Source organism: Streptomyces sp. NPDC006476, from assembly GCF_040612015.1.
Classification (GTDB): Bacteria; Actinomycetota; Actinomycetes; order Streptomycetales; family Streptomycetaceae; genus Streptomyces; species Streptomyces griseorubiginosus_B.
Map to the genome: position 1 here is coordinate 161,246 of NZ_JBEXPK010000002.1, position 21,091 is coordinate 182,336.

Consider the following 21,091-nt stretch of genomic DNA (forward strand, 5'->3'; position numbering starts at 1 on the left):
GGCTGTCGGTGTGCTCTCTTTCCTGCGTAAGTGACGTGATGGGGACGGCGGTGGGTGCTTAGCCGACCGCGCCTTCCATCTGGAGCTCGATCAGCCGGTTGAGCTCGAGGGCGTACTCCATGGGCAGCTCCTTGGCGATGGGCTCGACGAAGCCGCGCACGATCATCGCCATCGCCTCGAACTCGGAGAGACCACGGCTCATCAGGTAGAAGAGCTGGTCCTCGGAGACCTTGGAGACGGTCGCCTCATGGCCCATGGACACGTCGTCCTCGCGGACGTCGACGTACGGGTACGTGTCGGAGCGGGAGATGGTGTCGACGAGCAGCGCGTCGCACAGCACGTTCGACTTGGAGCCGTGGGCGCCCTCGCCGATCTCGACGAGACCGCGGTAGGAGGTACGGCCACCGCCGCGCGCCACCGACTTGGAGACGATGTTGGAGGAGGTGTTCGGCGCCATGTGGACCATCTTGGAGCCGGCGTCCTGGTGCTGGCCCTCGCCCGCGAAGGCGATGGACAGGGTCTCGCCCTTGGCGTGCTCGCCCATCAGGTAGACGGCCGGGTACTTCATCGTCACCTTGGAACCGATGTTGCCGTCGATCCACTCCATGGTCGCGCCCTCGTAGGCGACGGCGCGCTTGGTGACCAGGTTGTAGACGTTGTTCGACCAGTTCTGGATGGTCGTGTAGCGGCAGCGGGCGTTCTTCTTGACGATGATCTCGACGACCGCGGAGTGCAGCGAGTCCGACTTGTAGATCGGCGCGGTGCAGCCCTCGACGTAGTGCACGTAGGCGCCCTCGTCGACGATGATCAGGGTCCGCTCGAACTGGCCCATGTTCTCCGTGTTGATACGGAAGTAGGCCTGGAGCGGGATCTCCACGTGCACGCCCTTCGGCACGTAGATGAAGGAGCCGCCGGACCACACCGCGGTGTTCAGCGACGCGAACTTGTTGTCGCCGACCGGGATGACCGTGCCGAAGTACTCCTTGAAGAGCTCCGGGTGCTCCTTCAGAGCGGTGTCGGTGTCCAGGAAGATGACGCCCTGCTCCTCCAGGTCCTCGCGGATCTGGTGGTAGACGACCTCGGACTCGTACTGGGCCGCGACACCGGCGACCAGGCGCTGCTTCTCCGCCTCGGGGATGCCGAGCTTGTCGTACGTGTTCCTGATGTCCTCGGGCAGGTCCTCCCAGGACTCCGCCTGCTTCTCCGTGGAGCGTACGAAGTACTTGATGTTGTCGAAGTCGATGCCCGACAGGTCCGAGCCCCAGTTCGGCATGGGCTTCTTGTCGAACAGGCGCAGGCCCTTGAGGCGGAGCTTGGTCATCCACTCCGGCTCGTTCTTCTTCGCGGAGATGTCGCGGACGACCTCCTCGCTCAGACCGCGCTTGGCAGAGGCGCCGGCCTCGTCGGAGTCCGCCCAGCCGTACTCGTACTTGCCCAGACCTTCGAGCTCAGGGTGGGCGGTCTCCTCGATGGGGAGAGTCATGCGGGGTTCCTCCCGGCCGTGCTTGCAGATGCGTTGTGGGAAATCTTGGGGATGAACGTCGTGCAGACGCCGTCACCGTGCGCGATGGTCGCCAGTCGCTGGACATGGGTTCCCAGCAGCTGGGAGAAGATCTCGGTCTCCGCCTCGCAGAGCTGGGGAAACTTTTCCGCGACATGGGCGACGGGGCAGTGGTGCTGGCACAGCTGCTCGCCGACCGGTGCGCTGCGCGCCGTAGCAGCGTACCCGTCCGCGCTCAGCGCCTTGGCCAGGGCTTCCGTGCGCTCCTCGGGGGCGGCGGCCTCGATCGCCCTGCGGTAGGCGTCGGCCTGTTCGGCGATCCTGGCACGCGCGAAGGCGACGACCGCCTCGTCCCCGCCGAAGCGCTCCTGGATCCAGCGCAGGGCGTCCGCGGCGAGCTTGTCGTAGGACTGGTCGAAGGCGTCGCGGCCGCAGTCGGTGAGCGCGAAGACCTTGGCGGGGCGCCCACGGGTGCGCGTGCCGTACACCCGCTGCTCACGGGGCTCCACGACGTCGTCCGCGACCAGTGCGTCCAGATGCCTGCGGACGGCGGCCTGGGTCAGGCCCAGCCGGCCGGCCAGCTCCGCGACGGTCGACGGGCCGTGGTCCAGGATGGACCGCGCGACCCGGTTGCGCGTGGAGCGCTCACCGGTCGCGAGTTCCTCCTGAGCCTCGCCGACGTATTTCACAACACCATTGTTGCGTAATTCCTCAGGACCGGGCAACCCACGTCCGCTCCGACGGGCGGTGCGCTGCATCACTTAGGCTCACCTAAGGTGACCTGGGGAAACGATCTTTGATCGATCAAATCGGTGGCGTTCGGGATCCGGGTCGAGCAGACTCCCGAACCATGCCGACACCCCTTCCGACCGGCCCACTTGTCACTCGCGACACCGTCACCGCAGAGCTGCGCGCGCTCGGTGTCGAACCCGGCGAGATCCTTCTCGTGCACTCCTCCCTCAGCAGTCTCGGCTGGGTCTGCGGAGGAGCCGTGGCGGTCGTCCAGGCCCTGCTGGACGCGGTGGGTCCGGACGGCACGATCGTCGTCCCGACCCAGACCGGCGACCTCTCGGACCCGGCCCTGTGGGAGAGGCCGCCCGTCCCCGAGGAGTGGTGGGACCGGATCCGGGCGACCATGCCGGCGTACGACCCGCGGCTGACGCCCTCGCGTGGGGTGGGCGTGATCCCGGAGACGCTGCGCACCTGGCCGGGCGCCCTGCGCAGCGCGCATCCGCAGACGTCCTTCGCGGCCCTCGGTCCGCGCGCGGCGGAGATTCTCGACGGCCACGCGCCCGACTGCCGGCTCGGCGAGCGCAGCCCGCTGGCCCGCCTGGAGCGGCTGCACGCGCGCGTACTGCTCCTCGGCGCCGGCTACGACACCTGCACCTGCTTCCATCTCGCCGAGTACCGGATACCGTCCCCGCTCGTGCGGGTCGGCCGCCCGGGGGCGGACGGCTGGGAAACGGTGACCGAGGTGTCGATCACCTCGGACCGCTTCGACGAGCTGGGGTACGACTTCGAGCGGGACCGTCCCGTCGTACGGGGCACGGTGGGCGCGGCCGACGTACGGCTGTTCCCCGTGGCGGACGCGGTGGGCTACGCGGAGCGGTGGCTGACGCTGCACCGGTCCCGGGAGGACGAGGTGTCGACGGGTGGAGATCCCGCACCCGCCCGTCGGGGCCGCGGACCGCGTACCTAGACTCGGGCCCATGCGAAGTGAGCCCGTGGTCCAGGTTCAGGCCCTGGTGAAGCGGTACGGCACCAAAACCGCCGTCGACGGCCTCGACCTGGTGGCCAGGGCGGGCGTGACCGCCGTACTCGGCCCGAACGGCGCGGGCAAGACCACCACCGTGGAGACCTGCGAGGGCTACCGCAGACCGGACTCCGGCACGGTCCGCGTGCTCGGCCTCGACCCGGTACGGCAGGCGCGCGAGCTGCACCCCCGCATCGGCGTGATGCTCCAGTCCGGCGGTGTCTACTCCGGCGCGCGGGCGGACGAGATGCTGCGGCACGTGGCGAAGCTGCACGCCCATCCCCTGGACGTGGACGCGCTGATCGAGCGCCTGGGCCTCGGCGGCTGCGGCCGTACGACCTACCGCCGGCTCTCCGGCGGCCAGCAGCAGCGCCTGGCCCTCGCCATGGCGGTCGTCGGCCGCCCGGAGCTGGTCTTCCTGGACGAGCCGACCGCCGGCCTCGACCCGCAGGCCCGCCACGCCACCTGGGACCTGGTCCGCGATCTGCGTGCCGACGGCGTCTCGGTCATCCTCACCACGCACTACATGGAGGAGGCCGAGCAGCTCGCCGACGACGTCGCGATCATCGACGCCGGCCGGGTCATCGCACAGGGCTCGCCCGAGGACCTGTGCCGGGGCGGCGCCGAGAACACCCTGCGTTTCGTCGGCCGCCCCGGTCTCGACGTGGGTTCCCTGCTGAAGGCGCTCCCCGCCGACTGCAGCGCCGCCGAGCTGACGCCGGGCTCGTACCGGGTCGTCGGCAAGGTCGATCCCCAGCTGCTCGCGACGGTCGCTTCCTGGTGCGCCCAGCACGGTGTGATGCCGGACAGGATCTCGGTGGAACGCCACACCCTCGAAGACGTCTTCCTGGAACTGACCGGCAAGGAGCTGCGCTCGTGACCACGGCGACCGGTACGTACGCGCCGAAGCCCGGCGCGGCCCCCCTGCCCCGCATGATCGCGGCCCAGGCCGCGCTCGAGACGAAGATGCTGCTGCGCAACGGCGAGCAGCTCCTGCTCACCGTCGTGATCCCGACCCTCCTGCTCGTGCTGTTCAGCTCGGTGGACATCGTCGACACGGGCGCGGGCGAGGCGGTCGACTTCCTCACCCCCGGCATCCTGGCCCTCGCGGTGATGTCGACCGCCTTCACCGGCCAGGCGATCGCCACCGGCTTCGAACGCCGCTACGGCGTCCTCAAGCGCCTCGCCTCCTCGCCGCTGCCCCGTTGGGGCCTGATGACGGCGAAGACGGCGTCGGTCCTGGTCACCGAGATCCTGCAGGTCGTCCTGCTGACGGTGATCGCCTTCGCGCTCGGCTGGAACCCGCACGGCAACCCCTTGGCCGTCCTGCTCCTGCTGGTCCTCGGCACGGCGGCCTTCTCGGGTCTGGGTCTGCTGATGGCGGGCACCCTGAAGGCGGAGGCGACCCTGGCCGCCGCCAACCTGGTCTTCCTGCTGCTGCTCGTCGGCGGCGGTGTCATCGTCCCGCTGGACAAGTTCCCGCAGGGCGCCCAGGACGTCCTGGGCCTGCTGCCGATCTCGGCCCTGTCCGACGGGCTGCGGGACGTACTGCAGCACGGCGCCGGCATGCCCTGGGGCGACCTGGGGATCCTGGCCGTGTGGGCGGTCCTGGGGCTGGCGGCCGCCGGGAAGTTCTTCCGCTGGGAGTAGGGGCGGCATGGACCCTCGTGAAAGCGTGCACAAGCGGCGGCCTACGATGGGGCGCGTGCCAAACGTGACCCGCGCCGACGCCCTCGCGGCCGTGCGCAACCCGCTCGCCTTCATCGCCGCACGCTGGACCCCGACACCCCGGACGGTTCAGCGGGCGGCCCTCTCCGCGCTCGTCATGTCGGTGGTCATCGTCGTCACCGGCGGTGCGGTGCGGCTGACCGGGTCCGGGCTCGGCTGCCCGACCTGGCCCACGTGCACGGCCGACTCGCTCACCACGACCAGCGCCATGGGCGTGCACGGCGTGATCGAGTTCAGCAACCGCATGCTGACGTACGTGCTGTGCGCGGCCGTCGGCTGGGCGATCATCGCGGCGCGCTCCGAGAAGCCGTACCGGCGCTCTCTGACCCGGCTCGGCTGGGCCCAGTTCTGGATCGTGATGAGCAACGCGGTCCTCGGCGGCATCGTGGTGCTGGTCGGCCTCAACCCCTACACGGTCGCGGCGCACTTCCTGTTGTCCTCCGGCCTGATCGCGGTCGCCACGGTGATGTGGCAGCGCACCCGCGAGGGCGACGGGGCCCCGCGCCCGCTGGTCGGCAAGCCGGTGCAGCAGCTGGTGTGGTTCCTGGTGACCGCGTCCGTCCTGCTGATCGCGGTGGGCACGGTCGTGACCGGTGCCGGGCCGCACGCGGGTGACTCCAAGGAGGTCGAGCGGATCCCGATCGACTGGGAGACCGTCGCCAAGCTGCACGCGGTGCTCGCCTGGATCGTGGTGACGCTGACCTTCGCCCTGTGGTTCATCCTGAAGGCGGTCGACGCCCCCAGGGGCCCGCTGGTCCGCACCCGTGAACTGTTCCTGGTCCTGCTCGCCCAGGGCGTCATCGGCTACGTCCAGTACGTCACGCACCTTCCCGAGTTCCTGGTCGGCCTGCACATGCTCGGCTCCGGCCTGATCTGGATCTGGGTCCTGCGCGTGCTGCTGGCACTGCGGGAGCGGCCCGGGGCGGATCTGGGGATTCCGGGGCCCGCGCAGTCGGGGTCAGCTGTCGGGGCGGGGGTCTGAGGGCGAGCCCCCGGTGCGGGTCAGGCCCTCCTCGGGGCTGTCCCGAGGCGGTGTGAGCAGTGTGTTGAAGACGGCGTGCAGCTTGTCGACCGTCTGCCGGGAGAACATCCCGACGAGTGCGGCCACAGCGGTGACACCGTAGGGATTGATGTCGCCGGACGAGGCCATGCTGGTCGTCAGCCCTCCCCGCAGGACGCAGTACACGACCAGCGCCAGCACGGCCCCGACGAAGGGCTCCAGAAGGTACATCGGCAGCCAGCTGCGCCTGAGTCTCCGGTCGCCGACGTACTCGTAGACCGAGCGCAGCACATGGATGAGCGCGCCCAGCCCGCCCGCCGCCGTGACGACCAGGAACAGCAGGGTGTCGCGCGGCAGAAGGGGTGTCCAGAGCAGGATCCGCACCCGCTCGGCCTTCGCGGCGCCGCCGCCCGGCACGGCGGTGGTGGGCCAGGCCTGGATCAGCACGGTGGCGAGGGCGACGGTGAGCACGAGCAGCACACCGACCAACACGACGACGTCCCACCCCGTCGCGAACTGGACGCCAGCGGTCATGCCCTCCTCGGACGCGGCCTCGTCCGAAGACCGCGGTCTTCCGCTCTCCCCCTCACTCACCGCCGTCGCCTAGTCCCTGCCGGAGTCCTGCGCGTCGACGAGGCCTGCCTGCTCCAGACAGACGGCGCCGCGCGGGGTGATCGTCCACACGTTGTGCCGCCACTGGCGGCCCTTCCACGCCACGCCCGACGCCAGCAGTTTGCGGCCGACCCGGCTGACCTCGGTGATGTCCACGTCCAGCCGCTCGGCGAGCTGCTCGTTGCTCAGGCCGGGTTCCCGGGCGATCTCGGTCAGGAAGCGGGCCGCGTGGCCCTGCGGATCCAGCTTCAGCCGCAGTCCCGAGGGCAGCCGGCGCAGCGCCCAGAACGTCACGTCGATCAGTCCGAGCAGCCTGCCGCGCTGCTCGACGACCTTGGGGTTGTCGCCCTCCGGTACGAGCTGTCCGTACAACCGTCGCAGCCCGTCGTGGGCCGTGCGCAGGGCCGGCTCGTCCGCCGCCAGGGACGCGTCGGTGATGAGCATGCCCAGCGAACTGAAGCACTCGTCCGACATGCCGTAGTCGACCTGCATGTCGTCGATCAGATCGCGCACCTCGGTCGCCCTGTCGCGCCGAGCGCTCTCCTGCTCGCTCATGGTCGTCCCCCGATCCACTTCTCGGCTGTGGTCCTCCTCCACCATGCGGCGATGTCAAGTGAGTGTCAAGCGAGACCGCCATGATTTTTTTGCGTACTTGTCGAAACGTTCAGGACGCATATGCGCGAGCTGCCGTTAATATTCTCGCTACGCGCTCACGCATCGGGGGGATGAACCATGGACGAGGAAATGCCGCGCGCCGCCTCGCATTCGATCAACGGGGTTGAATTATCGACCGATCCGGCCGATCTGTTCGTGATTCTTTACGATCTGCTTCCGGAAGAGCGCTTCCGCGCCGACGAAGCGATCGATTGGTTACGGGATTCGACCGTCCTGGGAATCGCGGACCATGTGTGCAAGCAGGTCCTGGGCAGCGGCCGCGTCACCGGACGACTGGCGGGGGACATCGTCCGCGAGGTCGACACCCACGGCCACCTCGGCATGTTCGCCGTCCTGGTCGGTCTCGACTGGGCCCTGGCGGCCGCGAATCCGTTCAGCCCCGGCTTCGACGAGCCTGCCATGTCCTGGCTGAGCGTCCGCTACATCCGCCACAACCGGCTGAACAACCCGCACGAGACGACCGGCCTGCTGCTCCCCCGGTGCACCCGCCCCGGCAAGGTCATGGCGGAGTGGGAGAACAAAGCGGATTTCTTCAACGTGCACCGGGTCACCCCGGACGACTGCCGGCAAATCCGCCTGGGCCGGATACCGAGCCGGAACGACCCGGCATTCAGCACCGAGCAGCCGATTTCCCTCGGCTCGGTTCCCCTCCTGGAAAAGTACTCCGATCTGGAGTTCGAATGGCGCCCCAAAGGCCCGGGCCGGCGATACCGGATCACACCGTCCGAGGCCCGTCTCACCGAGCGCGTCCGTCAGGCGGTCCGCAATCTCTGGGAGTCGGACGCCCGGATCGGCGTCCTTCCGGAGAGCACGCTGTCCACTCCCCTGCTGCGGCACTGGAGCAACCTGCTCAGGGAACTGCCCGAGGACAGCGCCCTGGAGTGGGTGCTGCTGGGCACCGGACCGATCGACGACACGAACGAGGAACCCAGCGCCGACGTCCCGCCGCCCAACCGGGCCGTGCTGATGGACTGCCGTACCGGCCAGGTGATCCTGGAGCAGGACAAGATGGCCGGCTTCACGCTGACCGCCGACCTCGCCGCCCAGTGGCGGCTGCCCGGGGAACCGCACCAGGGGCTCGCCCGCGAGGACATCACCCGGGGTCTGGAGATCACCGTGCTGGAGAGCACCCTGGGGCGCATCGCGGTGTTCATCTGCGAGGACGTCAAGCAGTCCGTCCGCTGGGCGGCCAAGCTGCAGGCGTTCGGGGTCTCCCACATCTTCGTCCCGCTGTTCGCCGCTCCGATCATGCGCGCCAGGGCCCAGTGGGAACGCCAGGCGGCCCAGCGCTGCATCGAGGAGTTCGGCGCCTCGGTCGTCCTGGCCAACAGCCTCGCCGTCGGCGCGGAGATGCACACACCGCCGTACGTCGAGCCGGGGGACGGCTTCAACTGCGTCGTGACCGGGCCGCGCTCCCACCGGGCGACGACGTACGGCGAGTACGACACCCAGTTCTGCCGCGCCGACAGCGCCGTCGACCTGTCCCGGGTGATCTACCGCGACGACACCGAGGTGACCCCCGAGGACGGCCTGCTCCCGCTTCCCGTCCTGCGACCGGGCTGGGCCGAGGTGGACCCGGTCTGGACGGAGCCGGACGACGAGCCGGAGCAGGAGGCCGGCTAGCGCCGTGCCACAACCCGCGAGGGCCGCCCCACCGCGCCGAGGCGGTGGGACGGCCCGCGCGCGCCGCTCGCACGAAGGCCAGCGTGGTCTCCAGGGTCGGAAGCCGTCCCCCGGCTGCGGCGTTGGACAGCGTGCTGGGAGCGCACCCGGCTCGACGTGCCATCGGCCGATAGTCCAATGCCCCGGTGCCTTCCCGCAGCAACTGCAGGCCGTGGGCGAACCGCTCTAACGGTCCCGCGTTGCTTCGAGACGTTGCATGGAGGGCAGGACGGCTGTGCGTCCGGCAGCCACGCGAGCGTCACTCCAGGCCGTATACCCTCCGCGCGTTCTCCGCCGCCACCATCCCCGCCACCCGCTGGGCGTCCGTGAGGGACCAGGCGCCCTCGGTGACCCAGGCGCCGAGGACCCGGGCGAGGGACTCGCGGAACAGGCGGGCGCCCACGACATGCAGTTCCGGCAGGCCGTGCGCGCCGCTGGAAAAGAGGATCTTGCCGAAGGGGGCCAGCTCCAGGATCTCGGCGAGGACGCCGGCGGAGCGCGCGCCGGTGCGGATGAGTGCGGCGCCGGAGTCGGCGTAGACGTGCGGGAAGACGCCCGCGAGGTGGGCGGCGTGGCGGTGGTACGGGTAGCCGTGCAGCAGGACCAGGTCCGTGCCGAGGCCGGCCGTGGCGCGCACGAAGTCCGTGAGGAGCACGGGGTCCGTGCGGTCGATGCGGGTGCCCGGTTCGCCGAGGCCCGCGTGGAGCTGGAGGGGGCGGCCGGAGGCCACGGCGATCCACAGGAGGTGACGCAGCAGGACCGGGTCGGTCAGCTCACCGCCCACCCCGCGGCCTGCCAGCCACCGCCCCGCCGCGCCCCGCACCTCCCCCGGACCGGGCGGCTCGGGCGCCAGCGCCAGACCGTGCCGTACGCCCGCGACCGAGGTGAAGGCGACGGCGTTCCCGGCGGCGCCGTGCACCGACTCGGCGAGGTTGGCGAGGAAGGACTCGACGGTTCCGGAGGTGTCGGCGACCTGCTCCGCGAGCAGTTCCAGCCGCACGATCTCATGGGCGTCGGCGTCGCCCGTGGACGCCATCTCGGACGGTCCGGTGAGGTCGCCGGGCAGCCCCGTGTCGACCAGGTACGTCGTGATGCCGCTGCCCCGCAGCAGCCTGCGGCCCGATTCCAGGACGCCGAGCTCCCGGCGGCGGGCGAGATAACGCGCGGGGGGACAGTGCGGTTCCAGACCGAGTAAGGGAGGACACCAGCGTCGTACGGCGAAACCGGTCTGGGTGTCGAAGAGGGTGGTGCCCGGGGCGGGCGGGCCCTCGGTCCGGGCCAGCTGGGTCTCGAAGGTCCCGAGACCCAGCTCCGTTCTCAGCACGCCGTGGCAGTACTGGTCCACCAGGGACGGCGTTTCGATCATCCGGACTCCCCGTGGGACGTGGTCTTACACGTCCTAACGGGTGAACCGGGTGTGAGGTCGCGGCCTGAGAGGCGTCGCTCAGCCGCCCACCTGGATGCCGGCCATGCGCTTCCACTCGTAGGCGCTGGTGCGCACCTTCGCCGCGAACTCGCCGTCGAAGGAATCGTGGGCGGTGATGCCGGACTGCTCGACCGCCTTGCCGGCGATCTCGTAGGTGGGGGCGACCAGGTCGCCCCAGGCGCCGTCCTCGCCGACGAGGACGATGCGGGCGCCGCGTTCGCCGATGTAGGCCACCTGACCCTCGGCACCGCCGTGCGCCTTGGAGAAGGCCTGGATCCGCTGGGCGAGCTTCGCCGCCTTGCGCTCCGCCTTCGCGTCAACCTGCTGCGTGTCTGCCATGGCCAGGATGCTACCCACGAGTAGATCGACTGGCGACGGCTGGGGTGAGTGACCCCCGCCTCACCGGCGGTCAAGCGGACCTGGTGAAGTCCGCTGCGGTTCGGTAGCGCCCCGAAGGGGCGCGGAGAACTGGGCGACCGGCCACGACGGCGCCTCGGACGACCGACGACGCATCCGGCACTTCCAGCGGAGCGCTCAGCGCAGGAAGGGGTCCACCGCGATCGCCACGAACAGCAGCGACACATAGGTGATCGACCAGTGGAACAGGCGCATCTCCTTGAGCTTCGCGCCCGTCACCTCCGCCTTCGCGCGGCTCTGCAGCCCGTGCGCCTCCCACAGCCACCAGCCGCCCGCGACCAGCGCGACCGCGGTGTAGAACCAGCCCGTGTAGCCGAGCGGGGTCAGTAGGAGAGAAACGGCGACCATGACCCAGCTGTAGATCACGATCTGCTTGGCGACCACCTTGTTGGAGGCGATGACCGGCAGCATCGGCACGCCCACGCGCGCATAGTCCTCCTTGACCTTCATCGACAGCGGCCAGTAGTGCGGCGGCGTCCAGAAGAAGATCACCAGGAAGAGGATGAGCGGGGCCCAGGACAGGGAGTCGGTCACGGCGGACCAGCCGATCAGCACCGGCATACAGCCCGCGATGCCACCCCACACGATGTTCTGCGAGGTACGGCGCTTGAGGATCATCGTGTAGACGACGACGTAGAAGAGGAGCGCGCCGAGGGAGAGCCAGGCGCTCAGCCAGTTGACGGTGAGGCCGAAGAGCAGGGTGGAGACGACCGCCAGGGAGATGCCGAAGGCGAGGCACTCGCGCGGGCTCACCATGCCGGTGACCAGCGGACGCTGCGAGGTGCGGTCCATCAGCGCGTCGATGTCGCGGTCAATGTACATGTTGAGCGCGTTCGCGCCGCCCGCGGAGAGGTAGCCGCCGACGCAGGTGAGCAGGACCAGCTTCAGGTCCGGCACCCCCCGCTGGGCCAGGAACATCACCGGCACGGTGGTGATGAGCAGGAGCTCGATGATCCGCGGCTTGGTCAGCGCCACGAACGCCTTGACACGGGCCCCGAACGGCCGGTGACGCGGGCTCTCGCTCGCACCGAGTACACCCGCTGGACGGGATTCGACGGCCGTCACGCACACCCCTACAGAGACATCCCAGCGAGCCTCAGCCGTGTGAAGTCCCGGTAAAGGCTCGCGCGTACCACGCCACTGTAGACGTTGCCCATACCCCGACCTTCGCGGGGGTGGGGTCGTGTTGGCGGGGGCCCTCCGGCAGCGGCGACGGAAGCTCGATTGAGCAGTCAGATGAGCGGCTGCGTATTCACTTGCCGAACACGCATCACCGCAGTCGGGAGGCGGATCCCCCACGGGCCGGGCAGTCTGGAATGACTCGAAAAAACGCGCTTGTTCCGGGGGTAGGCTCGACAGCGGCCGGTGGGCGTCCAGTGCACCGGCGTTCGAACATGTGGAGAGGAGCCCTGACCCAGGGTGAGCACCAAGCCGACCACCACAGACCTCGAGTGGACCGAGTTGGACCAGCGGGCCGTCGACACCGCCCGTGTCCTGGCCGCCGACGCCGTACAGAAGGTCGGCAACGGCCATCCGGGTACGGCCATGAGTCTGGCGCCCGCCGCCTACACCCTCTTCCAGAAGGTGATGCGGCATGACCCGGCCGACCCGGACTGGGTGGCCCGCGACCGCTTCGTGCTGTCCGCCGGCCACTCGTCCCTGACCCTCTACACACAGCTCTACCTGGCCGGCTTCGGCCTGGAGCTGGACGACCTCAAGGCATTCCGCACCTGGGGCTCGAAGACCCCCGGCCACCCCGAGTACGGCCACACCAAGGGCGTCGAGACGACGACCGGCCCGCTGGGCCAGGGTGTCGCCAACGCCGTGGGCATGGCCATGGCCGCCCGGTACGAGCGCGGTCTGTTCGACCCCGAGGCCCCGCAGGGCGAGTCCCCGTTCGACCACTTCATCTTCGCGATCGCCGGTGACGGCTGCCTCCAGGAGGGCATCTCCGCCGAGGCCTCGTCGCTGGCCGGCCACCAGAAGCTCGGCAACCTGATCCTGCTGTGGGACGACAACCACATCTCGATCGAGGGCGACACCGAGACGGCCGTCTCCGAGGACACCGTCAAGCGCTACGAGGCCTACGGCTGGCACGTGCAGCGGGTGGCCCCCAAGCCGGACGGCGACATCGATCCGCACGCGATCTACAACGCGATCGAGGCCGCGAAGAAGGTGACGGACAAGCCGTCCTTCATCGCGATGCGCTCGATCATCGCCTGGCCCGCCCCGAACGCTCAGAACACCGAGGCCGCCCACGGCTCGGCGCTCGGCGACGACGAGGTGGCCGCCACCAAGCGCGTCCTCGGCTTCGACCCGGAGAAGAGCTTCGACGTCTCCGACGAGGTCCTCAAGCACACCCGTCAGGCACTGGACCGCGGCCGCGAGGCGAAGGCCGAGTGGGAGAAGTCCTTCCAGCAGTGGCGGGAGAACAACCCCGAGCGCGCGGCCGAGTTCGACCGCATCAGCAAGGGTGAACTGCCCGCCGGCTGGGAGGAGAAGATCCCGGTCTTCGAGTCGGGCAAGGGCGTCGCCACGCGCGCGGCCTCCGGCAAGGTGCTGCAGGCGCTCGGCGCCGTCATCCCCGAACTGTGGGGCGGCTCCGCCGACCTGGCCGGCTCCAACAACACGACGATCGACAAGACGTCGTCCTTCCTCCCGGCGGACAACCCGCTGCCGGAGGCGAACCCGTACGGCCGCACCATCCACTTCGGCATCCGCGAGCACTCCATGGCCGCGGAGCTGAACGGCATCACCCTGCACGGCAACACCCGTGTCTACGGCGGTACGTTCCTCGTCTTCTCCGACTACATGCGCAACGCCGTACGCCTGTCGGCGCTGATGCACCTGCCGGTGACGTACGTGTGGACGCACGACTCCATCGGCCTGGGCGAGGACGGCCCCACCCACCAGCCGATCGAGCACCTCGCCTCGCTGCGCGCCATCCCGGGTCTGAACGTGGTCCGCCCGGCCGACGCCAACGAGACCGCCATCGCCTGGCGCGAGATCCTGCGCCGCTACACCAAGGTCTACGGCAAGGGCGCCCCGCACGGTCTCGCGCTGACCCGTCAGGGCGTGCCGACGTACGAGCCCAACGACGACGCGGCGAAGGGCGGTTACGTCCTGTTCGAGGCCGAGGGCGGCGACGCTCAGGTCATCCTCATCGCCACCGGTTCCGAGGTGCACGTCGCCGTCGAGGCGCGCGAGCAGCTGCAGGCGGACGGGGTGCCGACTCGGGTCGTGTCCATGCCGTCCGTGGAGTGGTTCGAGGAGCAGGACCAGGGGTACCGGGACAGCGTCCTGCCGCCGCAGGTGAAGGCGCGGGTCTCGGTCGAGGCCGGTATCGGACTCACCTGGCACAAGTACGTCGGGGACGCCGGCCGCATCGTTTCCCTGGAGCACTTCGGTGCTTCGGCGGACGGCAAGGTCCTCTTCCGCGAGTTCGGCTTCACTGCCGAGAACGTGGCCGCCAAGGCCCGGGAATCCCTCGCGGCCGCCCAGCGCTGACGCCCTTATACGACACGTAGGAGATGTAATTCCATGACAGACGCACTCAAGCGCCTCTCCGAGGAGGGCGTCGCGATCTGGCTGGACGACCTGTCGCGCAAGCGGATCACGTCCGGCAATCTCGCCGAGCTGATCGACCAGCAGCACGTCGTGGGCGTCACCACCAACCCGACGATCTTCCAGAAGGCGATCTCCGAGGGCGACGGCTACGACCAGCAGCTGTCGGACCTCGCCGCCCGCAAGGTCACCGTCGAAGAGGCCATCCGCATGATCACCACGGCGGACGTCCGCGACGCCGCCGACATCCTGCGCCCGGTCTTCGACGCCACCGAGGGCCAGGACGGCCGCGTGTCGATCGAGGTCGACCCGCGCCTGGCCCACAACACCAAGGCCACCGTCGCCGAGGCCAAGCAGCTCGCCTGGCTCGTCGACCGGCCCAACACCCTCATCAAGATCCCGGCCACCGAGGCGGGTCTGCCGGCGATCTCCGAGACCATCGGTCGCGGCATCAGCGTCAACGTCACGCTGATCTTCTCGCTGGAGCGCTACCGCAAGGTCATGGACGCCTACCTCACCGGCCTGGAGAAGGCCAAGGAGCGCGGCCTGGACCTGTCGAAGATCCACTCCGTGGCGTCCTTCTTCGTCTCCCGCGTGGACACCGAGATCGACAAGCGGCTCGACGGGATCGGCACCGACGAGGCCAAGGCGCTGCGCGGCAAGGCCGCCGTCGCCAACGCCCGGCTCGCCTACCAGGCGTACGAGGAGGTGTTCTCCTCGGAGCGCTGGAGCAAGCTGGAGAACGCGGGCGCCCGCAAGCAGCGTCCGCTGTGGGCCTCCACCGGCGTGAAGGACCCGGCGTACAAGCCGACCCTCTATGTCGACGACCTGGTGGCGCCGAACACGGTGAACACCATGCCGGAGGCCACCCTGCACGCCACCGAGGAGAGCGGCTCCATCACCGGCAACACGATCGCCGGCACCTACGAGCAGGCCCGCGCCGACCTCGACGCGATCGAGAAGCTCGGGATCTCGTACGACGAGGTGGTGCAGCTGCTGGAGGACGAGGGCGTCGAGAAGTTCGAGGCCTCCTGGAACGACCTGCTCAAGTCGACCGAGGCGGAGCTGGAGCGCCTCGCCCCCGCGGAGGGCTGAGACCTTGTCAAGCAGCAACCCGCTGCGTGACCCCGCCGACCGACGGCTCCCGCGTATCGCGGGGCCGTCGGGCCTGGTCATCTTCGGCGTCACCGGCGACCTCTCCCGCAAGAAGCTGATGCCCGCCGTGTACGACCTCGCCAACCGGGGTCTGCTGCCGCCGGGTTTCTCGCTGGTGGGCTTCGCCCGCCGCGAATGGAAGAACGAGGACTTCGCCCAGGAGGTCCACGACGCCGTCAAGGAGCACGCCCGTACGCCGTTCCGTGAGGAGGTCTGGCAGCAGCTCATCCAGGGGATGCGCTTCGTCCAGGGCACCTTCGACGACGACGAGGCCTTCGAGCGGCTGCGCGGCACCATCGAGGAGCTGGACAAGGCCCAGGGCACGGGCGGCAACTTCGCCTTCTACCTGTCGGTGCCGCCGCGCTCCTTCCCCGTGGTCATCCAGCAGCTGAAGAAGCACGGGCTGGCGGACCAGACCGGCGGTTCCTGGCGCCGCGCGGTCATCGAGAAGCCCTTCGGCCACGACCTGAAGTCGGCCGAGGAGCTCAACAAGGTCGTCCACGAGGTCTTCGCCCCGGACCAGGTCTTCCGCATCGACCACTACCTGGGCAAGGAGACCGTCCAGAACATCCTGGCGCTGCGCTTCGCCAACACGATGTTCGAGCCGATCTGGAACCGGTCCTTCGTGGACCATGTGCAGATCACCATGGCCGAGGACATCGGCATCGGCGGCCGCGCCGGCTACTACGACGGCATCGGCGCCGCCCGTGACGTCATCCAGAACCACCTCCTGCAGCTCATGGCCCTGACGGCCATGGAGGAGCCCGCCTCCTTCGACGCGGACGCGCTGGCCGCGGAGAAGACCAAGGTGCTCGGGGCCGTCCGGCTGCCGAGGGACCTGGGCCGGGACACCGTGCGCGGTCAGTACGCGGCGGGCTGGCAGGGCGGCGAGAAGGCGGTCGGGTACCTCCAGGAGGAGGGCATCGACCCAAACTCCAAGACCGACACCTACGCGGCCATCAAGGTGGAGGTGGACAACCGCCGCTGGGCGGGGGTCCCGTTCTATCTGCGCACCGGCAAGCGTCTGGGCCGGCGCGTCACCGAGATCGCGGTCGTCTTCCAGCGGGCCCCGCACTCCCCCTTCGACCACACGGCGACGGAGGAGCTGGGCAAGAACGCGATCGTCATCCGCGTCCAGCCGGACGAGGGCGTGACGGTCCGCTTCGGCTCCAAGGTGCCCGGCACGTCGATGGAGATCCGGGACGTGTCGATGGACTTCGCCTATGGCGAGTCCTTCACCGAGTCCTCCCCCGAGGCGTACGAGCGTCTGATCCTGGACGTCCTGCTGGGCGACTCGAACCTCTTCCCGCGCACCGAGGAGGTCGAGCTGTCCTGGAAGATCCTCGACCCGATCGAGGAGTACTGGGACGCCAACGGCAAGCCCGCCCAGTACCCGTCCGGTACCTGGGGGCCCGTCGAGGCGGACGAAATGCTCGCACGAGAGGGACGGAGCTGGCGCCGGCCATGAAGATAGACCTCACGGACACCACGGCCAGCAAGATCAACAAGGCGCTGGTGCAGGGCCGGCGGGCCATCGGCACGCCGGCCGTCGGCATGGTGCTCACGCTGGTCATCGTGACGGACGAGGAGAACGCGTACGACGCTCTGAAGGCGGCGAACGACGCCTCGCGCGAGCACCCCTCGCGCACGCTCGTCGTCATCAAGCGGGTCTCCCGCTCGCCCCGCGACCGTACGTCGTCCCGCCTGGACGCGGAGGTCCGGGTGGGCGCGGACGCGGGGACGGGCGAGACGGTGGTGCTGCGTCTGTACGGCGAGATCGTGGACCACGCGCAGTCGGTCGTCCTGCCGCTGCTGCTGCCGGACGCGCCCGTCGTCGTCTGGTGGCCGGTCAACGCCCCGCTCGACCCGGCGAACGACCCGCTGGGCGCCCTCGCCCAGCGCCGGGTCACCGACACCTACGCCGCCGAGCAGCCGGTACGGGAGCTCACAGCCCGCGCCGACACTTACACCCCCGGCGACACCGACCTCTCCTGGACCCGCATCACGCCCTGGCGTTCGATGCTGGCGGCCGCTCTCGACCAGGTCACCTGCCAGGTGGAGGCCGTCGAGGTGGAGGGCGAGGAGTTCAACCCCAGCTGCGAGCTGCTGGCGATGTGGCTGGCGGACCGGCTGGACGTGCCGGTGAAGCGGTCGCTGTCGTCGGGCCCCGGTCTGACGGCGGTCCGGATGCACACGGACTGCGGCCCGATCACCCTGGACCGCGCGGACGGTTCCCTGGCGACCCTCTCCATCGAGGGCCAGCCGGACCGTGCGGTGGCGCTGAAGCGGCGTGAGACGGCCGAGCTGATCGCGGAGGAGCTGCGGCGGCTGGACCCGGACGACACATACGCCTCGGCGCTGCGGTTCGGCGTCGAGAAGCTGAACGACAGCGCCTCCTTCCAGGTACCCGCTCCCAAAGGAGAACCGGTCGCCAAAGGAGATCCGGTCACTTCAGGACAGCCCTCCGGTGACGAGCCCGTCGCCGTCGAAACGCCTGTCGAGGACGCTGCGAAAGCTCCCGCGAAGGAAGCGGCGGCGCGGGAACCGGTGATGCAGGAGTCCAAGAAGGCGGCGGCGAAGTGAGCACTCCGCAGCTGGTCGTGCACCGCGACAAGGAACTGATGGCGCAGGCCGCGGCGGCCCGTCTGATCACGAAGATCGTGGACGCGCAGGCCTCCCGGGGCTTCGCGTCCGTGGTCCTCACGGGCGGCCGCAACGGCAACGGCCTGCTGGCGGCGCTGGCCGCGGCTCCGGCCCGGGACGCGATCGACTGGGGCCGGCTGGACCTGTGGTGGGGAGACGAGCGCTTCCTGCCCGAGGGCGACCCGGAGCGCAACGTCACCCAGGCCCGCGAGGCCCTGCTCGACGCCGTCCCGCTGGACCCCAAGCGCGTGCACGCCATGCCCGCGTCGGACGGTCCGTACGGAGCGGACGTGGAGGCGGCGGCGGAGGGGTACGCGGAGGAACTGGCGCGTGCGGCCGGCCCCGAGAACCATGGGTCGGTCCCCACCTTCGACGTCCTGATGCTGGGCGTGGGCCCGGACACCCATGTGGCGTCGCTCTTCCCGGAGCTGCCCGCGGTCCGGGAGACGGAGCGCACGGTGGTCGGTGTCCACGGCGCCCCGAAGCCGCCGCCGACCCGGGTCACGCTGACCCTCCCCGCCATCCGCGCGGCCGCCGAGGTGTGGCTGCTGGCGGCGGGTGAGGACAAGGCGGAGGCGGCGGCGATCGCTCTCTCCGGCGCGGGCGAGATCCAGGCCCCGGCGGCGGGCGCCCAGGGCCGTCGGCGCACCCTGTGGCTGCTGGACGCGGCGGCGGCCTCCCAGCTGCCCCGCTCCCTGTACCCACCGGCCTCGCCGTGAGCGTGCGGTGGGGGTTCCCTTCGGGAGCCCCCACCGTCTCATTTCACCGACCCGGCCATCACGCCCTGCACGAAGTGCCGCTGGAAGGCGAAGAACACCACCAGCGGGACCACCAGGGACACGAACGCGCCCGGTGCCAGGACGTCGATGTTGCTTCCGAACTGCCGTATCTGGGACTGGAGTTCCACGGTCAGCGGTTGTGACGAGGGGTCCGCGAACAGCAGGGCGACCAGCATGTCGTTCCACACCCACAGGAACTGGAAGATGGCCAGCGAGGCGATCGCGGGGCGCCCGACGGGCAGCACCAGCCGGGTGAAGATGCGCCATTCGCTGCCGCCGTCCATCCGTGCCGCCTCCAGCATCTCCTTCGGCATCTCGGCGAAGTAGTTGCGCAGGAGGAAGACGGCGAAGGGCAGTCCGTACGCCACGTGGAAGAGGACGACACCGGGGATGGTGCCGAACAGGCCCAGTTCTCCGAAGAGTTTGGCGACGGGCAGCAGGCCGATCTGCACCGGCACCACCAACAGGGCCACCACGAGCAGGAAGACTGCCTCGCGTCCGGGGAAGTCCAGCCAGGCGAAGGCGTATCCGGCCAGCGCGGCGAGGACGACGACCAGGGTCGTCGCCGGCACCGAGATCAGCACCGTGTTCCAGAAGGCCTGTGTGATGCCCGCGTTCTTCAGCAGCGCCGAGTAGTTGTCGAAGGACAGCTGGCCGGGGCTGGTGAACGCGGTCCACCAGCCGGTGCTCGCGGAGTCCTCGGACGACCGCAGCGAGGACATGAACAGTCCCGCGAGCGGTGTCAGCCACACCAGGCCGATCAGGACGAGGAAGGCCTGCACCAGACCACTGCTCAGGCCCCGTCGTATCGCCTTCATCGCTGACTCCCTCGGAAACGGCGGACGTTGAAGACCATGGCGGGGACGACCAGCAGGAGGAGCAGGACGCCCAGCGCGCTGCCCAGGCCCTGGTTGTTGCCGCCGCCGAAGGACACCAGCCACATCTGCGTGGCAAGCACGGTCGCGTCCTCCTGCACGTCCCCGGGCGCGATGATGTAGACGAGGTCGAAGACCTTCATCACGTTGATCAGGAGCGTCACGAAGACCACGGTCAGCACGGGCGCGAGGAGCGGAACCGTGATGCGGCGGAAGATCTGCCACTCGTTGGCCCCGTCCATCCGCGCCGCCTCCAGCGCGTCCCGGGGAAGGGTGGAGAGCCCCGCCCCGATCAGCACCATCGCGAAGCCGGTCCAGATCCACACGTACGCCCCGATGATCGCCGGCGTGACGAGCGCGGGGCCGAGCCAGGAGACGCCCTGGTAGGGCGGCGCGAAGTTCGAGGCCGGCAACTTCACCGTGTACGAGCCCGGCTCGAGTCCGGTGAAGCGGAAGGAGCCGTCCGCCGCGGTCGTCGCATCGGCGACCGTCCTGCCGTCCCGCACCGCCTCGACCCGCATCTCGGGCAGCCCGCTCTCCCGCCGGTCGACCTTCCCCTGCGCTCCTCCCCCGCCGGGCGTGAAGTCCAGGTAGACGACTCCGCGCACCTCTTCGGCCGCCGCCTTGCGCTGTGCGGCCGGGTAGGCGGGCCGGGCCCCCTTCGGCAGGTCCTTCGGCGCGACACCGACCAGGCCCAGGGCCACCGAACTACCCGGCCGGACACCGGCGTCGGTGCGGTACGAGCCGTCCCCTTCCTTCGCCAGACCGAACCCGTCCCGGGCCCGCGCGGTCGGGTACTGCGACGTTCCCTTGAAGGCGTCGTGCACTCCGACCACGGCCGCGTTCAGCACGCCCTTGTGCGGGTCCTCGTCGTAGGCGAGCCGGAAGATGATCCCGGCGGCCAGGAAGGACACCGCCATCGGCATGAACAGCAGCAGCTTGAAGGCCGTCGCCCAGCGCACCTTCTCCACCAGCACGGCGAGGATCAGACCGAGGCCGGTCAGCAGCGCCGGCGCGACCACGACCCAGATCGCCGTGTTGCGGATGGCCTTGAGGGTCGCCGGGTCGCGGAACATCTCGGTGTAGTTCTCGCCGCCCACGAAACGGGTGCCGGACGCGTCGAAGAAGCTGCGGCCGATCGAGAACAGCACCGGGTAGACCACCAGCGCGCCCAGCAGGAGCAGCGCCGGGAAGACGAACAGCAGGGCGACGATCCGGGCCCGCCGCCGGGAGCGCCGGGCTCGCTCGACGAGCCCTGTTCCGGGCGGACTTGTCTCTTTCACCAAGGTCGCTGTCATCGC

19 protein-coding genes are annotated in these 21,091 nt (G+C 69.8%); 10 read left to right on the plus strand and 9 right to left on the minus strand.

The window, feature by feature from the left end; translation table 11 throughout:
* Window positions 1-58: 58 nt before the first annotated feature.
* Both sufB and ABZZ74_RS02860 read right to left on the minus strand, forming a co-directional pair.
* The gene (gene sufB, locus ABZZ74_RS02855; protein WP_356761331.1) at window positions 59-1,483 is read right to left on the minus strand and encodes a Fe-S cluster assembly protein SufB; all 1,425 of its coding nucleotides are present in this window, start codon (window positions 1,481-1,483) and stop codon (window positions 59-61) included.
* A complete protein-coding gene (locus ABZZ74_RS02860; RefSeq protein ID WP_356761333.1) occupies window positions 1,480-2,190 on the minus strand; it encodes a metalloregulator ArsR/SmtB family transcription factor in 711 nt (236 codons plus the stop codon). Before ABZZ74_RS02860 ends, sufB begins: the two co-directional genes overlap by 4 nt.
* Window positions 2,191-2,351: 161 nt before the next feature.
* Between ABZZ74_RS02860 and ABZZ74_RS02865 the strand changes: the two genes are divergently transcribed.
* From ABZZ74_RS02865 to ABZZ74_RS02880, 4 genes are read left to right on the plus strand one after another with little or no spacing between them, the layout of a single operon-like run.
* On the plus strand, window positions 2,352-3,200 hold the full coding sequence (locus ABZZ74_RS02865; RefSeq protein ID WP_356761335.1) for an AAC(3) family N-acetyltransferase: 849 nt from the start codon (window positions 2,352-2,354) through the stop codon (window positions 3,198-3,200).
* Between the two features lie 10 nt (window positions 3,201-3,210).
* Window positions 3,211-4,134, plus strand: a complete 924-nt coding sequence (locus ABZZ74_RS02870; RefSeq protein ID WP_356761336.1) for an ABC transporter ATP-binding protein — start codon at window positions 3,211-3,213, stop codon at window positions 4,132-4,134.
* A 53-nt stretch (window positions 4,135-4,187) separates the two neighbouring features.
* Window positions 4,188-4,904 (plus strand): ABC transporter permease, encoded by a 717-nt coding sequence (locus tag ABZZ74_RS02875; protein WP_356761703.1) that lies wholly within the window; start codon window positions 4,188-4,190, stop codon window positions 4,902-4,904.
* 46 nt (window positions 4,905-4,950) lie between these two features.
* Window positions 4,951-5,964 (plus strand): COX15/CtaA family protein, encoded by a 1,014-nt coding sequence (locus ABZZ74_RS02880; protein WP_356761338.1) that lies wholly within the window; start codon window positions 4,951-4,953, stop codon window positions 5,962-5,964.
* On the opposite strand, the gene ABZZ74_RS02885 is transcribed toward ABZZ74_RS02880, so the two are convergent.
* Together ABZZ74_RS02885 and ABZZ74_RS02890 are read right to left on the minus strand one after the other, a co-directional pair.
* Window positions 5,941-6,516 (minus strand): hypothetical protein, encoded by a 576-nt coding sequence (locus ABZZ74_RS02885; protein WP_356761340.1) that lies wholly within the window; start codon window positions 6,514-6,516, stop codon window positions 5,941-5,943. The genes ABZZ74_RS02880 and ABZZ74_RS02885 overlap by 24 nt on opposite strands.
* 69 nt (window positions 6,517-6,585) lie before the next feature.
* Window positions 6,586-7,149, minus strand: a complete 564-nt coding sequence (locus ABZZ74_RS02890; protein ID WP_356761341.1) for a hypothetical protein — start codon at window positions 7,147-7,149, stop codon at window positions 6,586-6,588.
* Between the two features lie 177 nt (window positions 7,150-7,326).
* Here ABZZ74_RS02890 and ABZZ74_RS02895 point away from each other — a divergent pair, with 177 nt between their 5' ends.
* Complete coding sequence (locus ABZZ74_RS02895; protein ID WP_356761343.1) at window positions 7,327-8,892, plus strand: hypothetical protein; 1,566 nt, start codon at window positions 7,327-7,329, stop codon at window positions 8,890-8,892.
* A gap of 298 nt (window positions 8,893-9,190) precedes the next feature.
* Here ABZZ74_RS02895 and ABZZ74_RS02900 read toward each other — a convergent pair whose 3' ends face one another.
* The 3 genes from ABZZ74_RS02900 to ABZZ74_RS02910 all read right to left on the minus strand — a co-directional run bounded on the left by ABZZ74_RS02900 (window position 9,191) and on the right by ABZZ74_RS02910 (window position 11,845).
* Window positions 9,191-10,297 (minus strand): amidohydrolase family protein, encoded by a 1,107-nt coding sequence (locus ABZZ74_RS02900; protein ID WP_356761345.1) that lies wholly within the window; start codon window positions 10,295-10,297, stop codon window positions 9,191-9,193.
* A 78-nt stretch (window positions 10,298-10,375) separates the two neighbouring features.
* The gene (locus ABZZ74_RS02905) at window positions 10,376-10,696 is read right to left on the minus strand and encodes a hypothetical protein (protein WP_356761347.1); all 321 of its coding nucleotides are present in this window, start codon (window positions 10,694-10,696) and stop codon (window positions 10,376-10,378) included.
* Window positions 10,697-10,891: 195 nt separating this feature from the next.
* Window positions 10,892-11,845, minus strand: coding sequence for a heme o synthase (locus ABZZ74_RS02910; protein ID WP_356761349.1), 954 nt, complete (start codon window positions 11,843-11,845; stop codon window positions 10,892-10,894).
* 348 nt (window positions 11,846-12,193) lie between these two features.
* Here ABZZ74_RS02910 and tkt point away from each other — a divergent pair, with 348 nt between their 5' ends.
* The 5 genes from tkt to pgl are packed head-to-tail and all read left to right on the plus strand — an operon-like array spanning window position 12,194 to window position 18,855.
* On the plus strand, window positions 12,194-14,281 hold the full coding sequence (tkt, locus tag ABZZ74_RS02915) for a transketolase (protein ID WP_356761350.1): 2,088 nt from the start codon (window positions 12,194-12,196) through the stop codon (window positions 14,279-14,281).
* Window positions 14,282-14,314: 33 nt separating this feature from the next.
* Window positions 14,315-15,433, plus strand: a complete 1,119-nt coding sequence (tal, locus tag ABZZ74_RS02920; RefSeq protein WP_356761352.1) for a transaldolase — start codon at window positions 14,315-14,317, stop codon at window positions 15,431-15,433.
* Between the two features lie 4 nt (window positions 15,434-15,437).
* On the plus strand, window positions 15,438-16,961 hold the full coding sequence (zwf, locus tag ABZZ74_RS02925; protein ID WP_356761354.1) for a glucose-6-phosphate dehydrogenase: 1,524 nt from the start codon (window positions 15,438-15,440) through the stop codon (window positions 16,959-16,961).
* Window positions 16,958-18,076, plus strand: coding sequence for a glucose-6-phosphate dehydrogenase assembly protein OpcA (gene opcA, locus ABZZ74_RS02930; RefSeq protein WP_356761355.1), 1,119 nt, complete (start codon window positions 16,958-16,960; stop codon window positions 18,074-18,076). Before zwf ends, opcA begins: the two co-directional genes overlap by 4 nt.
* The gene (gene pgl / locus ABZZ74_RS02935) at window positions 18,073-18,855 is read left to right on the plus strand and encodes a 6-phosphogluconolactonase (RefSeq protein ID WP_208778951.1); all 783 of its coding nucleotides are present in this window, start codon (window positions 18,073-18,075) and stop codon (window positions 18,853-18,855) included. The genes opcA and pgl overlap by 4 nt, the downstream gene beginning before the upstream one ends.
* 38 nt (window positions 18,856-18,893) lie before the next feature.
* Here the strand turns inward: pgl and ABZZ74_RS02940 are convergent, their stop codons facing one another.
* Complete coding sequence (locus ABZZ74_RS02940; RefSeq protein ID WP_356761356.1) at window positions 18,894-19,733, minus strand: carbohydrate ABC transporter permease; 840 nt, start codon at window positions 19,731-19,733, stop codon at window positions 18,894-18,896.
* Complete coding sequence (locus tag ABZZ74_RS02945) at window positions 19,730-21,088, minus strand: ABC transporter permease subunit (RefSeq protein WP_356761358.1); 1,359 nt, start codon at window positions 21,086-21,088, stop codon at window positions 19,730-19,732. Before ABZZ74_RS02945 ends, ABZZ74_RS02940 begins: the two co-directional genes overlap by 4 nt.
* Window positions 21,089-21,091 lie beyond the last annotated feature (3 nt).